The sequence below is a fragment of the Bradyrhizobium sp. Ai1a-2 genome (assembly GCF_000426245.1).
In the GTDB taxonomy this organism is placed as follows: domain Bacteria; phylum Pseudomonadota; class Alphaproteobacteria; order Rhizobiales; family Xanthobacteraceae; genus Bradyrhizobium.
The window spans coordinates 1-25,325 of record NZ_AUEZ01000094.1; the positions used below are offsets into that span (position 1 = coordinate 1).

At 57.5% G+C, this 25,325-nt stretch carries 18 protein-coding genes and 4 pseudogenes; 8 read left to right on the forward strand and 14 right to left on the reverse strand.

The genetic code is table 11. The annotated features are described in order from the left end of the window. Positions 1–188 precede the first annotated feature (188 nt). The gene (locus K288_RS47745) at positions 189–1,094 is read left to right on the forward strand and encodes a hypothetical protein (RefSeq protein ID WP_051334955.1); all 906 of its coding nucleotides are present in this window, start codon (positions 189–191) and stop codon (positions 1,092–1,094) included. Here the strand turns inward: K288_RS47745 and istA are convergent. From istA to K288_RS51230, 11 genes and pseudogenes are all read right to left on the reverse strand, one after another. Continuing rightward, positions 1,083–1,862, reverse strand: coding sequence for an IS21 family transposase (istA, locus tag K288_RS47750; protein ID WP_244443402.1), 780 nt, complete (start codon positions 1,860–1,862; stop codon positions 1,083–1,085). The two genes, K288_RS47745 and istA, sit on opposite strands and share 12 nt — an antisense overlap. A 188-nt stretch (positions 1,863–2,050) precedes the next feature. Further along, complete coding sequence (locus K288_RS0137150; RefSeq protein ID WP_027584054.1) at positions 2,051–3,010, reverse strand: GDP-L-fucose synthase; 960 nt, start codon at positions 3,008–3,010, stop codon at positions 2,051–2,053. Between the two features lie 70 nt (positions 3,011–3,080). After that, positions 3,081–4,052: pseudogene (locus tag K288_RS47755) on the reverse strand (nodulation protein NodZ); the annotation flags it as partial. A 450-nt stretch (positions 4,053–4,502) separates the two neighbouring features. Next, entirely contained in the window at positions 4,503–6,518 is a 2,016-nt protein-coding gene (locus K288_RS0137160) for a carbamoyltransferase (RefSeq protein WP_027584056.1), read from the reverse strand. A 461-nt stretch (positions 6,519–6,979) separates the two neighbouring features. Next, positions 6,980–7,768, reverse strand: coding sequence for an ABC transporter permease (locus K288_RS0137165; protein ID WP_027584057.1), 789 nt, complete (start codon positions 7,766–7,768; stop codon positions 6,980–6,982). A gap of 3 nt (positions 7,769–7,771) precedes the next feature. Next, on the reverse strand, positions 7,772–8,686 hold the full coding sequence (nodI, locus tag K288_RS0137170) for a nodulation factor ABC transporter ATP-binding protein NodI (protein WP_027584058.1): 915 nt from the start codon (positions 8,684–8,686) through the stop codon (positions 7,772–7,774). A 151-nt stretch (positions 8,687–8,837) separates the two neighbouring features. Then, a pseudogene (locus K288_RS52935) lies at positions 8,838–9,020 on the reverse strand (carbamoyltransferase N-terminal domain-containing protein); the annotation flags it as partial. Positions 9,021–9,032: 12 nt separating this feature from the next. Then, complete coding sequence (gene nodS / locus K288_RS0137180; protein ID WP_027584060.1) at positions 9,033–9,644, reverse strand: nodulation methyltransferase NodS; 612 nt, start codon at positions 9,642–9,644, stop codon at positions 9,033–9,035. 35 nt (positions 9,645–9,679) lie between these two features. Beyond that, positions 9,680–11,032 (reverse strand): chitooligosaccharide synthase NodC, encoded by a 1,353-nt coding sequence (nodC, locus tag K288_RS0137185; RefSeq protein ID WP_027584061.1) that lies wholly within the window; start codon positions 11,030–11,032, stop codon positions 9,680–9,682. A 14-nt stretch (positions 11,033–11,046) separates the two neighbouring features. Next, positions 11,047–11,706 carry a chitooligosaccharide deacetylase NodB gene (gene nodB, locus K288_RS0137190; protein ID WP_027584062.1) on the reverse strand — a complete coding sequence of 220 codons (660 nt, stop codon included), beginning with the start codon at positions 11,704–11,706 and terminating at the stop codon, positions 11,047–11,049. After that, the gene (locus tag K288_RS51230) at positions 11,703–12,338 is read right to left on the reverse strand and encodes a NodA family N-acyltransferase (protein ID WP_084800017.1); all 636 of its coding nucleotides are present in this window, start codon (positions 12,336–12,338) and stop codon (positions 11,703–11,705) included. The genes nodB and K288_RS51230 overlap by 4 nt, the downstream gene beginning before the upstream one ends. 875 nt (positions 12,339–13,213) lie before the next feature. On the opposite strand from K288_RS51230, the gene nodD1 reads away from it, so the two are divergent. The 7 genes from nodD1 (at position 13,214) to K288_RS0137230 (ending at position 23,085) form a co-directional block, all read left to right on the forward strand. Next, a complete protein-coding gene (gene nodD1 / locus K288_RS0137200) occupies positions 13,214–14,158 on the forward strand; it encodes a transcriptional regulator NodD1 (protein ID WP_027584064.1) in 945 nt (314 codons plus the stop codon). Positions 14,159–14,959: 801 nt separating this feature from the next. Beyond that, entirely contained in the window at positions 14,960–15,904 is a 945-nt protein-coding gene (locus tag K288_RS0137205; protein WP_027584065.1) for a LysR family transcriptional regulator, read from the forward strand. 259 nt (positions 15,905–16,163) lie between these two features. Further along, positions 16,164–16,292: a hypothetical protein gene (locus K288_RS55575; protein ID WP_256378880.1), complete on the forward strand. Its 129-nt coding sequence runs from the start codon at positions 16,164–16,166 to the stop codon at positions 16,290–16,292. 1,268 nt (positions 16,293–17,560) lie between these two features. Beyond that, positions 17,561–18,262, forward strand: a complete 702-nt coding sequence (locus K288_RS51240; RefSeq protein ID WP_084800018.1) for a MerR family transcriptional regulator — start codon at positions 17,561–17,563, stop codon at positions 18,260–18,262. Between the two features lie 934 nt (positions 18,263–19,196). Then, positions 19,197–20,303: a branched-chain amino acid ABC transporter substrate-binding protein gene (locus K288_RS0137220; RefSeq protein ID WP_027584067.1), complete on the forward strand. Its 1,107-nt coding sequence runs from the start codon at positions 19,197–19,199 to the stop codon at positions 20,301–20,303. A gap of 331 nt (positions 20,304–20,634) precedes the next feature. Continuing rightward, on the forward strand, positions 20,635–21,732 hold the full coding sequence (gene hisC, locus K288_RS0137225; protein ID WP_027584068.1) for a histidinol-phosphate transaminase: 1,098 nt from the start codon (positions 20,635–20,637) through the stop codon (positions 21,730–21,732). A 324-nt stretch (positions 21,733–22,056) separates the two neighbouring features. Then, complete coding sequence (locus K288_RS0137230; protein ID WP_027584069.1) at positions 22,057–23,085, forward strand: LLM class flavin-dependent oxidoreductase; 1,029 nt, start codon at positions 22,057–22,059, stop codon at positions 23,083–23,085. A 263-nt stretch (positions 23,086–23,348) separates the two neighbouring features. On the opposite strand, the pseudogene K288_RS51245 reads toward K288_RS0137230, so the two are convergent. The 3 genes and pseudogenes from K288_RS51245 to K288_RS0137250 all read right to left on the reverse strand — a co-directional run. Beyond that, positions 23,349–23,891, reverse strand: a pseudogene (locus tag K288_RS51245) (cation:dicarboxylase symporter family transporter); the annotation flags it as partial. 364 nt (positions 23,892–24,255) lie between these two features. After that, positions 24,256–24,996, reverse strand: a pseudogene (locus tag K288_RS51250) (transposase); the annotation flags it as partial. 78 nt (positions 24,997–25,074) lie between these two features. Further along, a partial coding sequence (locus tag K288_RS0137250; RefSeq protein ID WP_027584073.1) for a transposase domain-containing protein occupies positions 25,075–25,325 on the reverse strand: 251 nt, incomplete at its 5' end.

Below are 25,325 nucleotides of genomic sequence, written 5' to 3' on the forward strand. Positions count from 1 at the left end.
GCGGCTCAGCACCGCACTGTCCTTATGCACGTCCATAAGGACAGTCAGCTACGCAGCCGACCTTTTCACAAGGCGGCCTTGCTCGGGTGCGTACAACCTATCTCTGCCAAGCGAACGCGGTACGCCACGCGGGATGGACATGCCAAACGGTTCCCGGGAAGATCGTCGATGCGGGGATCGCAGACCTGATGATCGAGCTGATGACGCCGATGACGCTGGCCGTCACCCTTGAGGTGCAGCGCGAACTTGAGGCGCGCGCCGCAGAGACCGATGCAGCGCGTCGCCAGCATGTCGAGCGGATGCGCTATGAAGCCGAGCTTGCGCGTCGACGCTACATGAAGGTTGATCCCGACAACCGACTCGTCGCCGATTCACTCGAGGCCGAATGGAACGACAAGCCGCGCCGTCATGCCGATGCCGCCGAAGACTACAAGCGCCGGAGCAAACAGCAGGCTGCGGCACTCACTGCAGAAGCCCAGCGACGCATCCTTGACCTCGCCGAGCAGCTTCCGCGGATCTGGCAAGATCCGCGAGTTGACTCCCGCGAGCGCAAGCGCATCGTGCGTCTGCTCATCGACGACGTAACCTTAATCAAGTCGCAAACCATCACGGCCCATGTGCGGCTGTCTGGAGGCGCCACGCGTACCTTGGTGCTCGACCGGCCGCTACCCATCGCCCAGATCCGCAAGTTCAAACCTGAACTCGTCGCCGAGGTTGATCGTCTTCTTGACCATCATTGCGATCGCGAAGTCGCCGAGATTCTCAATAATCACGGATGGCAAACATGGGAGGCAAAGGCGTTTAATCTGAAGAAGGTTGCCTTCATTCGCTGCGCCTACAAACTTGCGAGCCGATATGAGCGGCTGCGTCGACGTGGTATGCTCACGACGCGCGAGATCGCCGCCAAGTTCTGCGTCTCCGAGACAGCCGTACACACGTGGGGTCGCCAGGGGCTCATCACAAAATGCTATACCGACAGCCTGAACCGTGGCCTGTGGGAGATCCCGCCTGGCATGACGATCCGCAAGGGCTGCGGTGGGCGCGGTGCCCGCCCGGCGCAGCTCACCGCCATCACCGCGCCATCAAAGGAATGAGGTGCAGTATGAAGCGCTCGCCTTGTCGCGCGGACGATACGGGCGCGCCGGGACGATGGCCGTGCGGTAATAGCGGGCGAGATCGGCATAGGTCCGGTTGACCATCGGTTCATGGAAGCAGGCCCGGGTGATGCCGGCCTTCAGATTGTCGCTCACGGTTTGTCGGGCGGTGCCGCCGAAATAGGAAAATGCGCGGACGTGTGAGGCGATCCAATTCGCTAAGCTCTGGCTGGAGCTGGCCTCGGCATAGGTATAGTTCGAGGCGCCGAGCACAGCGACGAAGATCTGCGCGGTGCGCAGCTCGCCGGTCGTCCCCTCGACCACCTCCACGGTGTGGCCCGAATAGTCGACGAAGAGCTTCTCGCCGGCGACATGAACCTGGCGTAGGGTCGGTTTGAGGCGGCCGGCCCAATCCTTGTAGCGTTCGCAGAACCACGAATGGCTGAAGCTGTCGGAGTTGGAGCCGCAGTACTCCTCCCATAACAGCATCAGCGTCACCCCGGGGCGACGGAGCTCGCGGTGGACCGCCGGCCAATCCGGCTGCGGACGCTCGTTGCTGGGCAAATCCGCTGGTGGCGGAAAGAGCCGGTTCTCAAGGAAAACATCGTCATGGAACTCCGGCGGCAACGGCCAGGTCATGCCGACCCGGCTCGCTAGGCTGAGGTACTTGCAGACTGTGCCCTGGGCCAGGCCGAGGCTGCGGGCAACCGCTCGCTGCGACATGCCGACGCTGTAATGCAGGCGTAAGACTTCGCGAATGTGGCGCATGGACAGTCTCTCTGTCGGCATCTCGGTCCTCTGCTGTCGGGCAAAAGATCAAGCTACCTGGGTTGCAGACTGTCAGCCGCGCCCACCTCCCGTTGTCCCCGATCACGATCGCTGGAAATAGCGATCACGATCCGCTGGAAGATCACGATGCTCTGGAATGGGTGATCACGATGGCCTGGAATCGGTGATCACGATCGTCTGGAGCGCGCACATTCGCTCAAGAAAGACTCGTATGCCAATTTCAGTCCTTCCTCGAGCGTGGTTCGTGCCCTCCAGCCAAGCCTTGTCAGATGGCCAACGTCGAGCAGTTTGCGTGGCATGCCATCGGGGCGCGAGCTGTCACACTTGATCTCGCCTCTATATCCGACAGTATTGGCTACCAGAAGCGCAAACTCGGCGATCGAAACATCTTCGCCGGTGCCGATGTTGACGGGCTCGCTTTTCGAGTAGGACTTCATGAGATGCACACAGGCGTCAGCCATGTCCTCGACATACAGGACTTCCCGACGCGGCATGCCGGTACCCCAAACGGTGACGGAAGGAGTTCCGGACACCTTAGCTTCGTGGAATCGGCGGATCAACGCGGCGACCATGTGGCTGTATTCCGGGTGATAATTGTCACCTGGACCGTAAAGATTGGTCGGCATCACGCTGATAAAGTCCTTGCCATATTGCGCCCGATAGGCTTCGGCCAGCTTGATTCCGGCAATCTTGGCGATGGCATACGGCTCGTTGGTCGGCTCGAGCGGTCCGGTGAGGATGCAATCCTCCCGTATGGGCTGGGGGGCCAACCTCGGATAAATACAGGAGGAGCCCAGGAACATGAGCTTCTCAACGCCGTTCAGGTGTGCCGCGTGGATCACGTTTGTGGCGATAGCGAGGTTGTCGTAGATAAACTCGCCGCGCAGCTTATTGTTCGCGACGATGCCGCCGACCTTGCCCGCTGCAAGAAAGACGACCTGTGGTCGATTGGCCGAGAACCATTCAAGCACCGCGGCCTGATTTCGCAGATCGACCTGTGTTCTCGCAACGGTTAGCAGCCGCACGTTTTCCTGAGCCAGTCTGCGTACGAGCGCGCCGCCCACCATGCCGCGATGGCCGGCGACAAAGATAGTCTTCCCAGTCAGCTCAAAAGGAATTCTTCCCATTGGCACGCCAGCCTCCTCGGATTTCGTTCAATGAATCTCCGCCACCCTGGTTCAAGAACGGTGGGAGATCCTGGGAGCCATCCTCAATCAAGATCAAACGGCTTGGATTGTTCAAATCAAACTCAATCGTTCGTGGCACGAACAATCGGGCAAAGCGCGTGAAGGCGCTCGTCGGCGGGAAGCGAATCACGGTATCGCATTTCCCAAGAAGATACATGTCGGTAAGAGCGGAAAGACCGCCCTCGATCCCGAGCGCCGCACTATGTAATGGCCCGGCTTGTTCGGCCTGGAAACGTTTTGGGATAGTGAAAAGATCGGGAAACACACCTGACAACCGATCCAGGACCTGCTCACTGTCCGTACACAAGAATAGTCTTACGGGTCTTGAATGCGGCAGCGCTTTGGCCTGATAAATGGCGGTGCATACTTGGCGAAAGGCGAGCTCCGGGTCGGCCCAGTAGGGCGCATGCCCCATAATATCTTCGCCGTTGCCGTGCCGCACATGAACTCCGATTACGCTATACTCCTTGAAATACTCCTGATCGAGGGCATCAATCCGAGCTTGGACTTCAGATCTCGGTTTGATGCTCCGAAATATCTGTCGTTCGGCGCCCTCGTCGCAACGCCACATCAAGCAAGCATCACACACCACGGTGTTCGCTTCATTATCCTGTTCCGTTTCGAAAAGCTGACCAAGCTCGTCACGTTCTCGGAAAATTTGTTCATCTGGACGGTAAACGCACTCGATCGATGGCCTATTCCACCAGTCTGGGAAAAAAGGACCAGGGAATGCGAACTGATTGATCTGGTCATCGCAGATGACCCGTACGCCGGCGATGTCTTGAATTGGTTCGAAAAAGACTGGAAAGGCGTTCGCGAAGGGTTCATCTAGATAGCAGGAGCCACGCCAATCGATGGCTAGCGTTCGCCCGGTTCGCTGCGCATAACGCCAAGCTGCCGCGAGCGACCACAGGCAATCACCGAAGCCAGTACGTCGTCGAGAAACAACGAATCGATCGTTCGTCAAGCCACCAATAAGCATTTGCGTTGTCTCGCTCCGGGTTACCGTATGGATAGAAGGTTATGGAGTTCCGCATATGGCCTTTCGGTCGTCAGCGATCGTGATGCGGCCCAATCGGACCGAGAGGCGCCGTTCGCTGCACCGCTACGCTGCAGGTGATGGGCTGTCTCAATACATCCCGACCCTCCTTCACCCCCCGCGCAGACGTTGCTGCTGACCTCTTCGACCGCAATCGGGTGGCACTCCGCTCCGTTGCAGCAGCTTTTCGAAGATCCGTTCAGCATGGACCATCTCCAACAGAACTGCTTGCGCAGGGCGCGCTCGTCGCTGGCGAGCTTCTGCTGTACGGCGGGGCTCAAGGCTACAACCAGGACCTCAGTCACCGGATATGCGCGCCTCGGGGCCCCCGTATTGGAGATATGGAGACGACCATATTCACGACTCGCCTTGTGCCGGCATTTGATCGCAGTCTTAAAGCGCGCGAGCAGCGTGCAAGGGATGTAGTCGAACGCGGCGCTGCTCCCACAATCCACGGAGCTCCTTGAGGATGGCTTCACGTCTAGCGGGGTCGGACGTGATTGTATTGAGCACGTCACCGAGCACGGCCTCGCCCTCGACTCGCATCAGCAGATCGAACAAGTCATGGGAAATACGCACACCGCCCTGGCCGGCTGCGCTCGTACGGATCTCGCATACGGTCTCCCGGCGACCTTCCGCTGTGTAGCCGCGGAATTGATAAAGGGATGCGTAAGCCGGTAACGAAACCGCGAGCGCGGCCCAATCCTCCAGCGTTCCAGCTCGCTTTTTTACGAGGAACGGCCCGACCACAAGTCCATCCAGCTCTGTCGTCAGAAATGTGGCAATTGCGTCTGCAACCGAATCCACGATCGGCTCGGCATTATTGTTGAAGGAGGTATTGAGCAGTACCGGCATCCCGGTCTGCTTTTTGAACTCATCGATGAGATTCCAGTAGGTGGGATTTGTCTGGCGGGATACTGTTTGCAACCGCGCCGTACCGTCAACGTGGGTGATGGCGCCAAGCAAGTTACGCTTGGAGTCGCGCACGCGAACTACGAAATTCATAAAGGGAAATTCGTGCGTTCCGTCCGGGAGGTCAAAAAATTCACGCGCCTCCTCCTCCAGCACTGACGGCGCGAACGGCCGATAGCCCTCGCGCTTCTTGACCATCGCGTTGATCCGGTCTTTGTTTGCAGCAGGCCGCGGGTCAGCAAGAATACTGCGGTTGCCAAGCGCACGTGGCCCGAACTCCGAACGACCCTGCACCCAACCGATGACCGCACCATTAGCCATCCAGTCGGCTGCGCTTCTTGCCACGTCATCACTGCGTTCAATGTCGATATGGCCTGCCCATGCATTCAGCTCCTGCTCCACGGCCTGGTCGTTTCCAAGATCCGGACCCCAATAGACCTCCTGCAGTCGCTCACGTGGCGCCGGCCGGCCGAGCTCGTTAGACATCATTAGTGCAGCGCCTAATGCGCAGCCAGCGTCGTGCGCTGCAGGTTGCACGAAGATGTCTTCGAAGAGCCCTGAATACAGCAGCTTACCATTCAAGGTGCAGTTGTGGGCCACGCCTCCAGCCAAACACAACCGCTTCATGCCGGTGGCCTCGCGATGATGTCTGAGAATGTGAAATACAATCCGCTCGAGCGCTTCCTGCAATGAAGCACTCACATCTCGATGTTGCTGTGTGAACGGCTCTCCCTTTCGCCGAACCTGGATGTTGCGGAGCAACGTCGGACCGATCCGATCGAGGTAGACGCGGTAGCCGCCGTTGTCGGAGAGTTCGTAGAACTGTTTGAAGAGCTCGCGATAAGGAGCGGGATCCCCGTAAGGGGCAAGCCCCATGACCTTGTATTCGTCGAATAATCCATAACCGAGATACCGGATCACCTCGAGATAGAACAGCCCTAAAGAATTGTTCTCTGGGAATGTTTCGAGTTGCGCAACCTCGGTTCCAGACCCGCGCGCCAGGAGGCCGGAGAGGAAATCACCACCGCCATCGATTGCGAAAATCAGGCTCTGCTCGAATCCCGACATCGCAAACGCGCTGACCGCATGCGCCAGATGGTGGCTTACGAATGAGACACGCGACGCATCGACCTCGGTGCCGAACTCCTGCGCCAATAACTTCCGCATCAACAATTTGGCATCCAACGGAAGGGAGACGTCCGGCTGGGAAACAAACAAGTGTCCGAGCATCGCGTTGCAATAAGCCTCGGTCGCATAGATTGCAATGCGATCGACATCGCTGAGCTGAACCCCCGCGTCTGTGAGGCAGTATTGAATCGCACTGCTCGGGAATTTGTTGGAGTGCTTGATCCGATTGAGGCGCTCTTCTTCGACCGCCGCAATCACGCGTCCGTCCCGGACAAGCACCGCAGCACCATCGTGCAGAAATGTCTTCGGAAGCTCGAGTGGATTTTCATACACTTTGTCGAGCCCGCCGCTCACTCCCAGACATAGCATCTTGTCCTCCATTCCTCGTGACAGGAGACCCTATTGGCCTGATTTTACAATCGCTTCACTAAGTCGGCTGCACCGTCGCTCGCAGCTGCCAACCCCAGTCAGACGTCACTACTCGCTGATAACTCTTGCGCAGAGCTTGCCCGACTCAACGACATGAGCTCATTCGATTTTAGTACCGGCGCTCCGTAATGCTGATAGATTGACTGGATTCCCTTCCGTGACAGGTTGACTTCCATGCTGGCGATGTCGTGCTTCAGTCGCAGCATAGAGGCAGCGCCAACTAGGGACCTTGCAACGCGTGGCAGGCTGTTGATGAAACACAGCGTGCCGTGCACTAGAGATGTCATCATTCCAAAGGAGCGTCGTATGTGCGACTGCCGCATGCCGCGGCGTCTCAAGCCGCTGCTGCGTCCTTTGCGGTGCTGCATTGTGTATCTCCTTCGTTTCCTGCGAACGCCTCGTCAACGCATCAGCCGCCGACGAAACAGCGCCGTCGACAGGAAAAACGGCAACACCGCATACATGCAAAGCGCACCGATATGCATGGCGACATCGTCGGCCTGGCGCTCAAGCATCACTGCGCGAATAAGGACGACCGAATGTGCTAGCGGCAATAGGCCGGCAACGCTCTGAAACCCACTAGGCAGGTGAGCTACCGGAAACACTGCGCCGCAGAGGAAGATCATCGGCGTGATGACGAGCGTCTGGTAAAACACAAAGTAATCGTAAGTGGGCGCAAGCGATATGACGACCATCGCAAGGCTCGCGAAGGCAAGGCCAGTGAGGGCGATCGCTGGCAGCGCATAGAGGATAGATGGCCACGCAGCATAGCCCAGCGTGGTCGCAACAATCACAATTGTCGTTCCGGCCAGAACGGCTTTGGTGGCTGCCCACGCCATTTCACCGAGAACGATGTCGCCTAGCGTGAGCTGTGTGCACAGGATTGCTTCCCAGGTGCGCTTAGCGTCCATGCGGGCGAAAGCCGCGTACATCGCTTCGAAAGTCGCAGAGGTCATCGCGCTAGTTGCGACCATGCCAGCCGCCAGAAACGCGATGTATGAAGCTCCGTCAACGCGACCTACAATTATTCCAAGGCCAAAGCCGAGGCCAAATAGATTCGTCATGGGATCGACGAGATTCCCCAGAAGCGAAGCAAGCGCCACTTTCCTCCATGCCAGATAATTGCGACGCCAGACCGCGACCCAGTTGTATCCGTTCGTGGGCATGGCCGCCATATAGCCTTCACCCATCATTCATTTCTCCATCTCGCGTCCGGTTAGCCGCAAAAAGACGTCCTCGAGATTCGGAGGACGCTGCAGAAGGCGCAGACCGGCACGCCCGCGCAGCTGCACACGCACCTGCTCCGGTTCTGGCGCATAGCAATAGAGCGTCTCGCCGCTCACTTCGATGCGCCGCGCGTATGGTTTGATCACAGCAGATAACTCGTGCGGATTGCCGCCATAGACCTCGATAACGTCGCAGCCGATTTGCTCATCGATCAGTGTGTGAGGCTCGCCCTCGGCGATCTTCCGTCCTGCCTCAAGCACGCACAGCCGATCGCACAAGCGCTCTGCTTCCTCCATGAAGTGGGTGGTCAAGAGGATTGTCTTGCCTCGCGCCAGCAGCAATCGGAGGCGTTCCCAGACTAGGTGGCGCGCGTGCGGATCGAGACCGGTGGTCGGCTCGTCCATTACCAGCAGATGTGGGTCGTTGATCAGCGCACGCGCCAGTGTCAGCCGCCGCTTCATGCCGCCGGACAGTTCGGACACGCGAGCATCCGCCTTACCCTCCAGGCGAGCGAACTCGAGCAGTGCTGGCACAAGTGCCTGGATCTCGCGTGCGCTCTTGTTGAAGTAGCGCCCGAATACCAACAGGTTCTCGCGTACGGTGAATTCGAGTTCAAGATTGTCGAACTGCGGCACAACGCCGATCCGCGCGCGCGCGAGGCGACCACGCGTTGGCATGGGCTCGCCGAGCACCGTCATGTTCCCGCTGTCAGGCGGTACCATTCCGAGAACCATACGCGCGATCGTGCTTTTGCCCGCCCCGTTCGGTCCCAGGAGGCCAAAGCATTCTCCGGACGCGACGGCAAAGGACAGCCGGTCGACAACGTTCTTGCCGCCAAATGACTTGGTTACGCCGGTAAGCTCGATTGCTGGGGTGGACATACGTTCAGCTTAGCCTTTTAAGCAGCGGTTCGGCCGGCGATCGCGCACTTACGACCGTTTTGGTCCACAGTCCGCCCTCGCACCATATGTGTTCAACGCGTCCCCACTGGCAGGCAGCTGCCCCATCCGGAAAAAACTCGCGTTCATGGTGGTTGGCATCCCTTGGATCCAGACCATGCTCCGCCAACGCGACAACAACTGCGTAAAGATTGTCGATGGCTTGGTACCGAGGATTATTGCCCCGTTTCTCCTGCTCGACGCAAAAGACCAGTCGCCCGTCCTCCACAAGAGCGATCGCCCGGTCATGCGTCAGCTTGATGCCGCAGATGCGCATAGTGCCTCCACGTCAAAGTCGGCAATCAGGTTGGATCGACTTCCGAAAGCACGCAATCAAGCAGTCTTCGTTATCCGATGCACCCCGGCACTGCAGGCGCTCGACCTCGATCAGCGTTTCGTTCAACATGCCGATGACCGTCTCGGCACCAGCAGGGTGACCCCAGCGGCGGCAACGGGCGTCACGCGCGGATCCGAACACCAGATGCCCACCTGGCACAAGCACGCCCACCAAGTTGCCGATGGCCTTGCGCATCTCGGCGAGATCACTGAGGTAATAGAGCACTTCGGCCACGACGATCAGATCGAAGCGATCCGCAGTCGAGAACTGATGAACGTCGGCGGCTATCCACGTAATGTGCGACCACCTGTTGGTCCGCTTGGACGCTCGACCAACTGCTCGCGGCACGACATCGACCACAGTGAGCCGTTCGCAGTGAGGAGCTAGCATTTGTGTGAATGCGCCGGCCGCGCACCCAACTTCGAGGGCATTTGTGATGATCCCTTGGGACAGCGAAAGCCGGAGCATTTGCGTGAGACGTTTCCGCTCAAACCGGCTACTGTCCAGCCGCCACGGATCGTCGGCAGTCAATTCCCGGTCCAATATTTCATATTTTTTGTCCATGCTAAGTTCCTGTGTACTCCGGTAAAAGCGCACGATTACTCGCCGCTGCAAACGCTGTCGGACGTTACTAACGAACCGCCGCCCGAAAGATCCGTCCTGCGAATTGGCCCAGACATCCCAGAAGCGCCTGTTACGTTTGCTCCGGCGATCTGATTTCTGATAACGACCTGTGTTTCATTCCCGTTCGGTATGTTGGCAACCTTGCGTGACAGCCAATCGCTGTTGCTCAGCGTACACAACGCATAGGCTTTCACGGGTAGTAAGAGAAAGAGATTGATCAGTGTGTGCATAGAAAAGCCGAGAAATCGAAGTTGCCGAGCACGAATAGCTGCCACGCTGCAGCGGATCATGGTCATCGCTGCAATCATAAGGCATGTCCACCACGGCACCGTGGCTGTGAGTGCGAGCTGCGCGAGCGCCGTTACTAAGGACAGGGCGAGCAAGAGCGGCCCGAGATTCTGGCCGATAACGTCTAGCGTGAGATAGCGATCGAGACCGGACAGCAGGCGCAGCCCGAGCAGCGTGTCCCGGAACGTGCTCCGTGCCCAGCGGAGCTGTTGGCGCAGATACGGACCTAGTCGATCCGGGACCACCGTAGCGGCGATGGCGTCCGGAACGTATTCGGTTCGAAACCCTGCTTTCAGCATGAGGATCGTCAGATGGCGATCCTCGCCGAAGTCGCTTGGCTTTCCCCGAAAGAATTGCGTCTCGTACTGATCGAGCAGCAAATCCAGCGCGGACCGGCGGTACATCGCACAGGGACCGCAGCAGCACATAACGGCACCGAAGCGCGCTTGCGCCGCGCGCTCCTCGTTGCAAGCCAACCAGTATTCCATATCAATCAACCGGGTCAGCCAAGTGTCGCTACGATTGCTGGCTGTCAACTGACCCATGGCCGCGCCGATTGATGAGTCTTGCATTTTCCGTGCAAGCTTCGTGATCACATTGGGGGCAAGTATCGTGTCCGAGTCAACGTTGAGCACCAACTCTCCAGATGAGCGCCGTATTGCGGCGATCTGCGCCTTGCGCTTTCCAACATTCTTTCGCAGCGGAACGAACTCGAACCTTGGATCGCCCGCGTAGCTATGGTGGACGGGCGTCACTGCGTCGAGATTTCCAGAACCGTCATCAACCACATAGACCCGCAGACTTCCTGCGTAATCTTGGCTTGCAATGGACTCTAGGCACGTCGCGAGTGTGCGCGGGTCCTCGTTGTAGCATGGGACGATGACATCCACGCTCGGCAGAGCGTCGGTGTCGCCTGCGTCATTTGACGGCAATGAACCATTTGTTGACAAAGCATAAAGTGTTTGCACGCTCTTATAGACGGTCGAGAGCAGCGCATAAGACAAGATAGCGACAGTGCTGGTTGTGGCAAGCAGGCTCATAGGGTTCTGTCTGTTCAGTGAGATTGAGGAATCGAGCGGATTGCAAACCCGCGGTCATGCAATGCTGGAATGAGGCGGCAAAGCGCTTTGAGCGTCTGGTCTCGCAGACCAGCATGAGTGCCCTGCCCCACTTCGTCGGGAGGACATCCGTCGTGCAGCAGCACAATTGCACCCGGCCTGAGAGAGGCGAGCACCGTGTCGACAATCGCGTCGACGCCAGGACAAGCCCAGTCTCGGGGGTCGATCGACCAGTGCAGGGCAGTCAGTCCAGCCTTCGCTGACGTAGTGAGCGCTTCTTCGGTCCACATGCCATATGGCGCACGCACGTGCCGTACCGAGGCCTGAGGACACGCCATCCTGATGACGCTGCTTGCCGTCAGTATTTCATGTTGCACTTCGGCGGGTTCGCATCTGGATAGGTCCGGATGATTCATCGTATGGTTCGCGACTTCGTGCCCTTCTGCGATCATTCGTCGGATGAGACTCGGCTGGTCCGCTGCGTACGCGCCGATGACGAAAAAGGTCGCAGGCACCCTGTGTTCGGCAAGCAGATCCAGGACATCTGGTGTGCAAAGAGGATTAGGACCGTCGTCAAACGTCAGATAGACGCTGCGGCGTCCGCCGGCGTCAGCGTGCTCACTGCGCGCCCCAGAGAAACAATCGAGGTGTGTCACAGCTCTGGCCCATTCCGATCAATCGTCGTACCACTGGGCCACTCGCTGATCGGCCGTGCGATCGGAAGGACCACGGCGAGTACGTCCTCGACCCGCGTGGGGGGCAAGTTCAGATACACATCTGGATGGGTGGACCGCACGCGAACGCCCGGTACAACCATTGCCAGACCGTGCCGGCCGAGCCTTTGAACGTGCTTCTGCAGCGCAGGCCGCACCCCGCCGAACCCAAATGGAACACCGAGCTCCTGCAGCTTTGGATGCAGGACGTGTATTGCTCCGTGATAGGTGACTCCGAGACCCTCAAGATCACGACGTACTGCGTACAATCCTATTTCGGCCACCAGCAGATCGACCCCGCCAACTTTGATGAAGCGGCGTAGTACACCGGCATGACACGCGATGCCGTGGTCGTCGTAGGCGATTACACGCAGCTCAGGCCTTGCACCGGCCCAACTTCGACCGCCTTCGAATGGTTTTGAATTAGATGCCCCGCTCGGTTCGTACGCCTTTCGGAAGAACTCGGAGAGTTCGATGTGGTCGGCGAGTCGCAGCTCATTTTCCCAGCACAGCCTCCACCGCACCTGAGAGCGCATGGTGGCACTTTTTGTAGAGTTGGACACGGCGATATTCATGGGGCCTCCTATGCACCATCTGGGATTTTGAAAGTGGACTTGATGCTCGCGAAGAGTCCACTATCGCTGAATGGCTTGCGGAAGTAATAGGCCCCGCCGGCTCACAGCCGCTGCGCCCGGTGGTCGTCCGGATGGCCCGTGAGCAAAATGGTAGGAATGGCCTTTGCTACCAAAGGCCCGTATAGATCGACCGTGGTCATTCCCGGCTGACTGCATCTCCGCACCAGACCAGGACCTGCTAAGGCGGTTGAATTTCCCGAACTCATTTGCACTCTGGAACGCTTTCGGCAAGGCCGCCTACCGAATCGAGCATGATGGTCAACTCTTCACAAACTGATTGATCGGCATCCACAATCGAGATTGCATCCAGTGGGCGTCCCACTCACACCAAATCTGCCAGGGATCGTCCCTGCAATTTCGGCATGATTTTGCTGCCATGACCGCGCGAATCAGTTCGCTATGGCGCAGACACATTTGATATCGCCCTCCGGCTCCAGATTGCTCGCGAGGCTAAGGCACACCGAGGGCTGGCTCAACTGTACGGAGGTAAGCCGTCGATATAGAAAGATTTGAAAACGCTATACGTAGGTTTGGTTGGCGCCCACGCGAGGTGGTGAACGCTTGTCGTATCGAGCCGGCGCGATGTAATTTGCGCAAGCCGCCGAAGGACGTGGCGGCAACAGACATGCTTCTCGGTTGATGCTCGGCATACGCTCGGGATTTTCTCCCGGGGGCAGCGCAAAGATCGATAAACATCCTGACATGCCTGCGTTCGATTTTTCCCGACCGGTGTTTTTGCTATCTGCCATTCCGCGCCATCGGTAAAATCGATTGTTTTGATAGAACACATCCACACTATGGATTAGATCCACACCATGCGTTTCAAGGGCCTTGATCTGAATCTCCTCGTTGCGCTCGATGCTCTGACGACTGAGCGCAATCTCACAGCGGCGGCACGCAGAATTAACTTGAGCCAGCCCGCCATGAGCGCAGCCGTCGCCCGGCTACGCGCCTATTTCCGCGATGAACTATTTACGATGAGGGGCAGGGAACTTATCCTCACACCCCGTGCGGAAGAGCTCGCCGCCCCCATTCGCGAGGCTCTCGTGCACATCCAGCTTTCCATCATTTCCCGGGATACGTTCAAGCCGGCGCAATCGAGTCGCCGCTTCAGGGTGCTCCTGTCCGATTTCATGACAGTCGTGTTCTTTCGAAGGATCGTGGACCGCGTCGCGCGGGAAGCTCCCGCCGTCCGTTTCGAACTGCTGCCACTCGCCGATGAGCCCGATGAGCTTCTCCGGCGCGGTGAGGTCGACTTCCTAATCATACCGGAATTATTCATGTCGACCGTCCATCCTCAAGCGACACTGTTTGAGGAGACACTCGTGTGCGTGGGTTGCCGCAGGAACAAGCAGCTATCACGGCAGCTCACATTCGAAAGATACATGTCGATGGGGCACGTTGTGGCCAAGTTCGGGCGGACGCTGAGGCCCTCCATCGAGGAGTGGTTTTTGCTCGAGCACGGAGTCAAGCGGCGCATCGAGGTCGTTGTGCAGGGCTTTAGCATGATCCCGCCCATGATATTCGACACCGGCCGCATAGCAACGATGCCCGCAAGGCTTGCCAAGCATTTCGCAAAGACAACACCACTACAGATCGTCGACCTTCCGCTGCCACTTCCCGCATTCACTGAGGCCGTCCAGTGGCCTGCCATTCACAATACTGATCCGGCAAGCATTTGGTTCCGGCGGATATTATTGCAGGAGGCGTCCCGCATGGCTTCTACCCCTGAGGCCACCCGAGGTCGCAGGCGCTGCTAGGTTGCTCGCGTCGTCTCACCTTCGAGTTTACAAGAGCCTAATCCCTCGGGCCGATTTCCCTCGCCTACAATCTCTCGAACGGGCTTGCCCTAAGAGGCACGTACGCCAACTTCTCCATGCGAAAGAAATGCTGAGTTCGATGTCATTCTTGATGAATCAATGGCAAACAGCGCCTCTGCCGCTCGATCAAGTCGTGATCTAATCTCGTTTCTACGCGCTGCGTATAACAATCTCTGATCACGTCGTTTGCCAGTCCCTCAAGATGCTCCTGGAATTAGCCAGCGGCATAGTGGGATGATTTCCCCCGATTGCCGTGGCTACATGGGAAACCTGTATCCGCGAGGCTTTCAAAAGATTGCGAGACGATGCATTTGCCGATTGGAATATCGCCCAGCCACATCACTCAAATCGCTTGAATCGGACGCGGCGTCAGGTTGTAGGCTTGCCTCATGACTAACGCCACGCCGCGCCGGGGTCGATTGTGCATTGGCGGATTTGCAACGCTACCACCGAAGCGGCACGACTAGGGCCGTACTGCTAATGGTTCACAGTGAACGGTGTAGCGGTGCGGGCGCTTGCCGTAGCGTGCCAAGGACCTATTTCAAGACCGCGCGCAACTTGCTCGCCCGGTCGATCGCTCGTTTCGCGTCGACCAACATGCTTGCGATCGAGTACGACAGCATTTCTCGATCGCCCGTGAAGCCAGAAGGGTCGGCTTTCGGCGGCGAGCGTGAGACCGTCATAGAAGTAGTTGTTGCTCAATGTATACGACCGACTCTTCTCAACGGGAGCGAAAAAGACGTGCGTTTCAAGGGCCTTGATCTCAATCTCCTCGTTGCGCTGGACGCTCTGATGACCGAGCGGAACCTCACAGCGGCGGGGCGTAGAATCAACTTGAGCCAGCCAGCAATGAGCGCGGCCATCGTCCGCCTACGCGCCTATTTTCGAGATGAACTGTTTACGATGGGGGGCCGCGCACTCATCCCAACACCGCTTGCGGAACGGCTCGCCGGACCGATACGCGAGGCTCTGCTGCACATCCAGCTCTCGATTATTTCCCGGGACATGTTCAACCCAGCCCAATCGAACCGGCGCTTCAGAATTATCCTTTCCGATTTCATGACGCTCGTATTTTTTCGAAAGGTCGTGGACCGTATCGCCCGGGAAGCTCCCGGCGTCAGCTTCGAATTGCTGCCACTCGCCGATGAGCCCGATGAGCGTCTCCAGCGTGGTGAAGTCGATTTTCTTATCTTACCAGAATTGTTCATGTCGAGCGCGCATCCTAAAGCGACATTGTTCGAGGAGACCCTTGTTTGCGTGGGTTGCCGTTCGAATACGCAGCTGCCACGGCGGATTACATTCGAGAGATACACGTCGATGGGACACGTTGCGGTCAAGTTCGGGCGTATGCGCAAGCCCTCGATCGAGGAATGGTTCTTGCGCGAGCACGGTCTGAAGAGAAATGTCGAGGTCGTGGTCCAGAGTTTTTGCATGATCCCCCCTATGCTATTCGACACTCGCCGTATAGCTACGGTGCCCTTAAGGCTTGTTAGGCATTTCAAAGAAACGATGCCTCTGCGGATCCTCGAACTTCCACTGTCACTTCCCGTATTCACTGAGGCCGTGCAATGGCCTGACGTTTACAACAGTGATCCGGCAAGCATCTGGATGCGCGAGAGGCTATTGCAGGAGGCCTCTCGCATGGTTTCTCCGCGCAAGACCAAGCAAATGTCCACGCGCTCCTAACTTTGGGCAGAGCGTCTCATCACCTACTCTTCAATCCAAATCTAGATCCTTAGCCCTCGTTCTTCGCAAGCGCGGGCCTGCAAGGCGGCTTTTTCATAACGCCTTTCTTGATCCACTCGATATCGACAATCTGCGGCGCGCACGTGATCTCCTGCCGGGAATGTTTGGCAACGTTGCCACTCGAAGCAGCATTGGTGCTTCCTCAAAACGCTGCGTCTGAAGAGCGCATCAAGGAACTCAGCGAGCCTGCCCCCCGGCCATGATCGGCACGCATCTCATCGATCTATTGGCGGAAGGCATCGAAGCGACCCGGCGCTGGCGGGTCGCCTCCCAGGTCTTTGATGCGTATCTCCATCGCCATAATCCGTACATCGGGCACCTCAAATAGCGCGTCGAATGTAATGTGAGCAGACGGCCCCGCTGGCGCTCGATCATTACTCTGTTGTCGTTCTGACCAGCATCGGCTGCCCGCAATCAGCCATCTCTTCGAATCAGCATCGTCCCAAATGTGAGAATCCGAATTCGGCTTTGCCCGGCCAATCCGGCCGCACGTAGGCACCGAAATACTCAGAGATTCTCTAAAGAACGTGCTCCGATATCGCTTGGGCGGATCAAAACAAGGCATAGCGCGACTGTGTTGCACAACTGCATCACTTGAAGGCATGCGCATTTTCGTCGATGTACGCCGCCGGCGCGTCTCCTTTTGGCCTTACGGCGGCCAAACACCTTAGCCACGTGCGCCGCCTGGTGCGATGATAAATACGGAGCCGAACGTTGCAGCAGCACAGTGGTGTCTACGATCCGGAAGACCTCTCGGCCTTAGGAAGACTTTTGATGAAGCATTCGCGGCGCTACCGGCATCTATGCGAACTCGCGAAAATCGAACAGCAATCGCCAAGCTTGTTCTGGCACGTGCCAAGGTCTGCGAGGCCGAGTTGGCATCCCTGATGAACTTAATGGAGGCCATTGGGCATGCCGCTTAATCAACCGGCTAACCGAGTAGCGCCACCTTGCGCCAAACTGGAAGACGGTTCGGCTAGACTATTGAAATAGCTTGAATCTTACGCGGCGTCAGGTTGTAGGCTCTTGGCAATCGAGAAGCTCAAAGCTACACCACGAAGGCGTCGATGGCGCATTGGCGAACTTGCAGAGGCTATCGGCATAAGGGTAAGCACTCTGCATCACTACGAGCACAGAGGCTATTAAGTCCGTCAAAGCGCAGCGATGGCCGTCACTGGGTGTACGACCGCCAAAACGTAAGACGAGTATACCAAATTCCAACGCCGCATGAGCTTGGCTTCTCCGTTCACGAGAACCGCGCCAAACGTTGCGGCGATACAGTGGTGTCTACGATCCGGACCTGTCGGTCTTGCGAACGATTCCAGATAATGCGTTCGCGGCGCGACCGGCATCTATGCGAACTAGTTAGAAATCGAACGGCAATGGCTAAGCTTGTTCTATCACGCGCAACAGCAAGCGAGGCCGAGGTGGCATCCCTGATGAACTTGATGGACACCATTTTATCACCGCTCGAGTAAGCGGCGATCTGAGGGGAAGTCGGCTTGCTTGCGCCCGAATGGAAGACGGTTCAGCTAGATCATTGAAATAGCTTGAATCTCACGCGATGTCAGGTTGTAGGCTTGGAAATCGAGAAACATGACCAAAGCTACACCACGAAGGCGTCGATGGCGCATTGGCGAACTTGCAGAGGCTACCGGCGTAACGGTACGCACTCTGCATCACTACGAGCACACGGGGCTATTAAGTGCGTCGGAGCGCACCGATGGCGGTCATCGGATGTACGACCGCGACAGTGTACAACGCGTCTACCAAATTCGAGCGCTGCGTGAGCTTGGCTTCTCCCTTGAAGAGATCCGCAGAGCGATGGATGGCAGAACTTCGCTTACTCACCTGTTGCGCGACCATTTGGAGCGGATCGAACTTCAAGTTGCGCGTGCGACCCTGTTGCGAGATCGTTTACGTAACATGACGACCGATGGCGAAATACATGTCAGTGTAGATGAGTTACCCGCCACTTTAGATGCAATGTCGCGAGTCGAGAAACGCGCTCAAACACGCCGATGCAGATGCGCGATGGATCCGGATCGAGAGGAGCGGTGGCGAAGGATCCACGAGGAGTTGCGCGACTGTATGACTCGGGGCGAGCATCCTCGTAGCGAGCGCGTAACAGCTGTGGCTCTTCAGGCGCGCTCGCTAATCACTGAAGTGGCAGGAGTGGGTTCAACAGCTTCAACGATACTGAAAGTTCTTGCCCGATTGAGCACGCCGCGCAAATTGGCTGGCTGGGATCCCAGCCTAATGCAGTATCTCGATCTCGCACTTGCGGCCTTAGAGTGATTTGCCGTTGCTGACGCTTTCGCCCTAATCCGTGCACGACTGCCGCTTGCCTTCAGCCCGCACGCGCCCCTAGAATCTCTCGGGTGCTCTATAGCCGATCGAGATCTCAATTAGCCGGTCGTCGACGTCGGGTCAGGAGCGGCCGTTGAGGCAAATTCAGACCCAATGTTAGATCTAGCGCAGCAAGCTGACGTGCCCCTATGGCGGCACTACCGGTCAGCTTGCAAGCGTCTCCGGCCTTTGAAATCTGATGGCCCGGGGACGCCATCCCAAGCGATCCAAGCCAATGGCACGCAGCAGCACGCAAGAGCGAACCGCGAAAGGTCCATCTGGCCGAGCACGACCAGGAAAGGCGGACAGCAGCGCTCGCGGGTTAGACGTCCTGATCACTGGAGAGCCTGAGCACCTTGCTGGACAACTGACCGCTCGGACTTGGCAACTTGCGACGTGTTGTGTCCGTTTTCCGAGTTGGAAAATCCTTCTGCATTTATCCCTCTCGACTCCGAGCGAATCTCTAAGTGTGGCCAGCGCCCCACTTCTGGTTCGCGCCGGATGCTTTGAGGGATCGCGGTGCATTCTCTCATATTTTCGTATCATCTGCTGTAACCGCGCGTTTGTCGCGGTAGTCATGCAAGAGCTCTTAAGGGGCTTGAATCGGACGTAGCGTCAAATTGTACGATGTCAAAGTAGGTGGCGCGGTCTCTGGCAGAACGACCGGGACTACTTTCGGCTATCTGTGCAGGATCGTCTGGACCTGCAGGACTTCTGGGCGAGCCCTCATCGGCATCTGGGACTCGAAACAGAAAACAACCATGGGTTGCATTGGTCTAGTCAGTGCGAGACCGTTGCGTTATCTCGTGGCTAGGCGACACCTTAGAAGGTCAGGGGCACAGACGACTGAGCGCAAACTCAGGCCAACATCGGGAGCTCCAAAATGTCAATTTTTTATGCCAGTTCAGCTGCGAGTGCAGCCATCCTTACTTGTGTTTTGGTTTCGACTGCGACCGCTGCGGACATTCATATTGCCGTGGCCGGACCGATGACGGGAAGCACTGCTGCGATTGGTGCGCAGCTGCGCGAAGGTGCCGTCGCGGCGGTTGACGCTTTGAATGCCTCTGGCCTGCTTCCGGGTACAAAGGTCATATTGAGTGTCGCCGACGACGCGTGCGATCCAAAGCAGGCCGTCGCCGTGGCGAATCAGCTGACGGCGGATCGGGTCAAGTTGGTCGTTGGTCACTATTGTTCTTCTTCCTCAATCCCCGCTTCCGACGTTTACGCTGAAGCGTACATCATTCAAATTTCGCCCGGCTCAACTAACCCTCAGCTGACCGAGCGTGGTCTCAAGACGGTGTTTCGGATCTGTGGCCGCGATGACCAACAAGGCGTTGTAGCAGCCGAATACATGCTGCGACACTACCCAAACAACAAAATTGCCGTGCTCGACGACAAGAGCACGGCTGGCAAGAGCATCGCCGATGTCGTCGAGTCGCGTCTTCAGGAAGCAGGCGAAAACGTCATTCGGCTAAGCTATGAGGCCGGCGAAAAGGACTACACGGCGCTGGTCTCCAGGATGAAGAAGGACGGAATCGAGATCGCCTATATCGGCGGCTATTACACCGAGATCGGCTTGATTGTGCGCCAAGCCGCAGAAGCAGGCGCAGGTTTCACGATCATGGCGAACGACACGTTGATGGCTTCCGAATTCTGGGCCATCACGAGCACAGCCGGTAACGGCACGCTGTTCACCTTCATGCCCGATGCCACCAAGACTCCTGAAGCCGCGGAGGTCGTGGCCAAACTGAGGGCTTCCAGTTTGTCTGCAAACGGTTATGCGCTTTACGCTTATGCGGCCGTTCAAGCATGGGCGGACGCGGTGAAGCGGGCCGGCTCCTTCAACGCTGCTCGGGTGGCAGGTGCGCTTCGTTCGCAGCCAATCGAAACAGTCGTCGGCACGGTCCGATTCGATACCAACGGAGACAACATGGCTCCCGGCTTCGTGGTTTACCGCTGGCACGACAATACTGTCGAAACTGCTGAGTAGAATGTGATCGTCGCGACAGCCGATGGCCTCCATATCCAGCGAAGTGATGGAATGATCATACGTCCTCACAATGCCGTACCGGCACCGAGGCGCCTGGCCGCGGAGGGAATGTGAGTCGCCAAAAGATGACTCTCTCCGCTTCTTCAGAGCTTGGCGCGGAGGGACAGGTTCATCGCCCTTAAAAACTAAGCTCTTCGACCTGCTGCCCACAGAAAGATTTCGATGGCCCCCCTCCTCGCTGTCACAACAATCCAAGCTCTGTTCTCCATCGCCCGCCCAATGGGTTGGCATTGACAATCGCGACTGCCCAGCAGTTCCAAAGGAGACAAACATGGCGGATGCAAAACTGCAAAGCGTGCTCTCTTGTCTTTCGCAGGTAGCGCGAGAGTTAGATCCTCTGCTGTCCGGCCGACCCGCGCCGGATGCTAGTTACGTGAAGCTAAACACGAATGAGAACCCGTTTCCACTACCAACAATGGTATGGGACGGTGCAATCGCTGCCCTTGAACGGCAGTATCTATATCCAGAAGATGACAATCTCAGCTTGAGGGAAGCCGCCGCCAATGCCTACGGCCTCTCCAAGGATCAAGTGATCGCCGGTAACGGATCATCTGAAATTCTCGGGCTCATCTACAGAGCTTTTCTCGCCCCGGGCGACAGCGTGGCAATGATGTCGCCAGGCTTTTCGTTCAACCGCAAACTCGCAATGTTGCACGGCGCTCAATTTCTCGAAATTGGATGTAAGCAAACTCATTCCTTGCCGACAGAAGAATTCCTCCTAGGTCCAGCAAGAGATGCGAAGTTCATTCTGTTAGCCAATCCGAACAATCCGACCGGAACGTTCGTTCCGATCGCCGAGGTCGAACGCCTCCTGGAACGATCAGACCGCTTGGTCGTGTTGGACGAGGCCTATGTCGACTTTGCACCTGACAATGGTCTACGCCTCGTCAGTCGCTATTCGAATGTTCTGCTCTTAAGAACATTTTCGAAAAGCTATGCCACTGCTGGCATTCGCGTCGGCTTTGGTTTCGGTCATCCCGAGCTTATTGGGAGGCTCCGTAACATCCAGAACGTCTTCAACATGAATGTGATCGGGCATGCAGTAGGCATCAGCGTCCTTGCGCATCGCGCCGCTTACGAAGAGAACCATAGACATATCAGGCATGAACGAGAGCGAGTTACGACTGCACTATCGCAACTTGGATTTTCTGTAACGCCTTCGCATGCCAACTTCTTGCTAGCCCGTGTGCCAGAGGGACACAACGGCAGATGGTGGCAGGCAGCCTTGGAAAGGCAGAAGATACTTGTTGCCTTCTTTCCGGATAAAGTTCTTGAAAGTTGCATCCGCGTAAGCATTGGCACAAGTCAGCAAATGGATGCGTTTCTCGCAGTCGTCAGTGACATTTCTGCGAGCTTACGAGTTGCATGATCGTTCCGCCTCGCGGCGTTGATGTCTGCCTTTGCGTTACGCCGCGATAGTACCACGAGACAGAGGATAAGAGCGGCTTATGCCATTGGCAGAGATCTGTTGCGGCTGAGCGACAAACAGTGACAACAGATTGCCCCTTACCGGCCGACGGCGGCTGGAGGCGTAGAAGCGGAACACCAATCGCCGCGTGAGCATCAGCATGAACGTATTGGCGACCGGCAACAGAGGAGATAAGTGCGACATCAACAAGCGGTATCAGCATCTTCTTCCGCTCGGATGCGGAGCGGGCCTTCTGCCTTCACAGCTACAACTGGAGATAATCGAGTGAAACACGTCTTTCCTTCAAAACTAACCTGCGGCATCTTCGATCACCTGGACGCGGACGGCCGTGATATTGCCCGACAATACGCAGATCGCCTCATATTAGCGGAGGCGTACGATCGCCTCGGGTTCTATGCATATCATGTGGCAGAGCACCACTGCACGCCCCATGGCAGAGGTCCGTCACCGAACCTGTTTTTGTCCAGCGTCGCACAGCGCACACGGCAACTTCGTGTTGGTCCATTGGTCATGCTGCTAACCCTTTATCACCCGCTGCGCGCGTTCGAGGAGATCTGCATGCTCGACCAATTGAGCGGTGGCAGGGTCGAACTGGGCATCGGACGCGGCTCTCTCCCGGTCGAATTGGGTTACTTCGGGATCAGCGCGGACGCTGCGCCAGGCCGTTATGAGGAAGCCAGCGAAGTCCTTGTTAAGGCGATGAAAGGCGGCACGTTATCCCATCAAGGTTACCATTTCGAGCTAAGCGGCGTTCCTTTGACGCTGGAGCCTCATCAGCGTCCGTGGCCGCCGACATGGGTTGCCACCAATCGACCCGAGTCCGCAGGTTGGGCCGCCGTGAATGGCGCGAATCTCGCGTGCGTGGGCCCCTCCTCTGCTGTTCGGAAAATTACCGATGCCTTCCGAACTCATCGAGAGCCCAACGGTGACGCTGACGATCACGCGCCGTTCGTTGGATTGCTCCGCATGATCGTGATGGCGCGTTCTGAGGCAGATGCCCACGCGCTCGCGGAATCGGCTTACGAACGATGGCTCAAGAGCTTTAAGTTCCTTTACGAGCTCAATGCGATTCCGACACCACCAAACCTGCCGCTGACCTTCGATGCGGCAATCGCGAGCGAATTGTGCGTAGTCGGAACGCCAGCTTCCGTGCGAAAAGCTCTTCTCAACCAGTTGGAAGAGGCCGGCGCCAACTACCTTCTATGTCAACTCGCATTTGGGAACCTGCCGCTGGATGCCTCCCTGTACGCCGCAACTGCGATTCAATCAGAAATCATCGCTCCACTTGGCTGACCATGAATCGCTCCGAGTTTGAAGATCCAAATTGTCGTCTGGCACTGACTACATCTGCGTACAATCGACGAGGACTGACAGCCAACACCTGGGAGTTGCCCGACAGGCGCCGCGATGGTGTTAGAAGATGAACAGATGTTGAAACACTCCTTCAGCTTACCGAAGAGCCCCTGGGGACGACGCAGGAATGCCAATGCCAACGCCACTGACGATGAGGAGGACGATTAACGTGTCTGAGCAGCGAATGATCGCAGCAGGCGAGAGTCGTCAATCAAGCCGCGCAGCTTCTCGCCGCGTTCCCCCAGCGCCACCAGCGAGAAGCCGAACAGGATCGCACACAAGAGCACCTGCAGAATGTCGCGGCGCGACAGTCGGGGATGATGTTGAGGATGAAATCCACGGTTTTCGAGGCGTCGGCCTGCTTCACACAACTGGCGGCCGCCGCCGGTATCTCGCTTGGCGGCACGGCCATGGCCGATCTGGAACAGATTGCCCATGACCAGGCCAAGCGGCTAGGAAACGGGGACGATCTCGAAAATGACGAGCGCTTTGACGCCGACCTGGCCGACTTTCTTCGCATCCTCAATATGGGCGAAACACCACGGCGCAGAAGATCATCGGAACGACCAACATCTTGATTAACTTGATAAATCCGTCACCGAGCGTCTTGATCCAATCCTTCGCAAGCGATGGCCAAAGCCGCCCGAAAACGACGCCGATCAGATCGCAACCAGCACCTGAACGTGGAGGATCTTGTACCGTCGTCGAGACGCCCGCGCGACCGCTGCAATTGCGATGGTCTTCATGACGTTCTCCTCCCGCACGCTCACGCGGATATCTCAACCGCTCCGCGCTGAAGCGGCATCTTTCACCCCGGCCGATAAGTCAGCGGAGTCGTTGGTCATTGCAGTTCTTTGACCCTGTTTCTTCAGCGGACTTGCCTCTTGGCAAAGCCCCGCCACTGCAGACTTCCAGATCATGTTTCACTCATCCAAGAGACAACCGCTTCCGCATCCTTCGGCGGAACGCGCATTGGAAAAACGCATGAATTCTGGCGTGGAAGAGATCGAAATTGAGGCTGGGCAAGCAGCGGCGTGGTTCAACATGGTCCTGGCAGGGTGTCATTCGGCTTGCAATTTTGGCTCTGACGCAATTTTGGTGCAGCTCCGATTATTCCGCGCCGATTAGCCTGGCTTGGAGCAGATCGATTTTGCCGCGGCCGTACATTTGCCGCCTGACGAGTTTGAGGCGGGTGATCTGGCCTTCAGTCTGGCCGTTGGGCCAGGGTGAAGTGATTGCCGCCCGAACCGTCGCCTCATCCTTCGCCACGCCGCTGGCGAACGAGGCAACGAGACTGGCGCGGGCGCGCTCGATCCATGGAGTAAGTCCCGCTTCGGCCTTGCGTCGGATCATCAGGTGGAATTCGGCGATGGTCTCGCGGGCCTCGACCAGGGTTGGTACGCCAGCTTCGATCGCAGCGACCGTGACGGTCTCCGCTTTTGTAAGCAGGTCCCGCCCGATTGTCATGAGGCGCGCGATCGTTCTGGCTGACGGAATCCGCTGAAGGTTTTGTGCATCGGCCTTTTCGGCCCTCCGTCTGCGGGTCGCCCACTCGCTGACGACGCGGAGCGAGCCTCGGAAGCCACGCGCTGTTAAGTGGCGCCAAAGTTCAGCCCCGTTTCGACAGCCGGACGCCCACCGATCGTCGAGCCATGGCAGGTGCGGATCGAGCAAACTCTGTCGGGTCCGGAAGACATCGTGGCGTTCGCCACGGATGACCTGTCGAACCAGCTTCCTGCTATGGCCAGTTTGGCGCACGATCTGTTTGATCGGCGTTCCGCTTTTCGACAGGGCCAAGATCGTCGCATTAGTCTCTTCGCGACGAAGATATCCTTCATACTGCAGGCGCTCGGTACGCATACGACGAAGACCGCCTGATTGACGCATGCGCGCGGGCACGGCGAGCTCTATGATGGCGTTGCGTGAAGGTCAGGCGGCCTGGTGATCGGCGGGCTTGTCGGCTTGGCGCAGGAGCTTCCATTCCCAGGGCAGCAGTTCGTGCAGACGCGATGCGGGAAGATCGGCGATACGGGCGAGGACGTCGGCGAGCCAGGCCTTGGGATCGACGTCGTTGAGGCGACAGGTCGTGATCATCGTCAGCATGATGGCGGCACGGTCGGCGCCACGCTGGCTGCCGGCGAAGGTCCAGTTGCGCCTTCCCAATGCGATGCCTCTCAATG

What these genes read in the sequence shown, in the direction of transcription:
- K288_RS47745 (WP_051334955.1), top strand. Translation starts at nt 189, where the DNA reads ATGATCGAGCTGATGACGCCGATGACGCTGGCCGTCACCCTTGAGGTG.
- istA (WP_244443402.1), bottom strand. Translation starts at nt 1,862, where the DNA reads ATGCGCCACATTCGCGAAGTCTTACGCCTGCATTACAGCGTCGGCATG.
- K288_RS0137150 (WP_027584054.1), bottom strand. Translation starts at nt 3,010, where the DNA reads ATGGGAAGAATTCCTTTTGAGCTGACTGGGAAGACTATCTTTGTCGCC.
- K288_RS0137160 (WP_027584056.1), bottom strand. Translation starts at nt 6,518, where the DNA reads ATGCTATGTCTGGGAGTGAGCGGCGGGCTCGACAAAGTGTATGAAAAT.
- K288_RS0137165 (WP_027584057.1), bottom strand. Translation starts at nt 7,768, where the DNA reads ATGGGTGAAGGCTATATGGCGGCCATGCCCACGAACGGATACAACTGG.
- nodI (WP_027584058.1), bottom strand. Translation starts at nt 8,686, where the DNA reads ATGTCCACCCCAGCAATCGAGCTTACCGGCGTAACCAAGTCATTTGGC.
- nodS (WP_027584060.1), bottom strand. Translation starts at nt 9,644, where the DNA reads ATGGACAAAAAATATGAAATATTGGACCGGGAATTGACTGCCGACGAT.
- nodC (WP_027584061.1), bottom strand. Translation starts at nt 11,032, where the DNA reads ATGAGCCTGCTTGCCACAACCAGCACTGTCGCTATCTTGTCTTATGCG.
- K288_RS51230 (WP_084800017.1), bottom strand. Translation starts at nt 12,338, where the DNA reads ATGAATATCGCCGTGTCCAACTCTACAAAAAGTGCCACCATGCGCTCT.
- nodD1 (WP_027584064.1), top strand. Translation starts at nt 13,214, where the DNA reads ATGCGTTTCAAGGGCCTTGATCTGAATCTCCTCGTTGCGCTCGATGCT.
- K288_RS55575 (WP_256378880.1), top strand. Translation starts at nt 16,164, where the DNA reads ATGATCGGCACGCATCTCATCGATCTATTGGCGGAAGGCATCGAAGCG.
- K288_RS51240 (WP_084800018.1), top strand. Translation starts at nt 17,561, where the DNA reads ATGACCAAAGCTACACCACGAAGGCGTCGATGGCGCATTGGCGAACTT.
- K288_RS0137220 (WP_027584067.1), top strand. Translation starts at nt 19,197, where the DNA reads ATGTCAATTTTTTATGCCAGTTCAGCTGCGAGTGCAGCCATCCTTACT.
- hisC (WP_027584068.1), top strand. Translation starts at nt 20,635, where the DNA reads ATGGCGGATGCAAAACTGCAAAGCGTGCTCTCTTGTCTTTCGCAGGTA.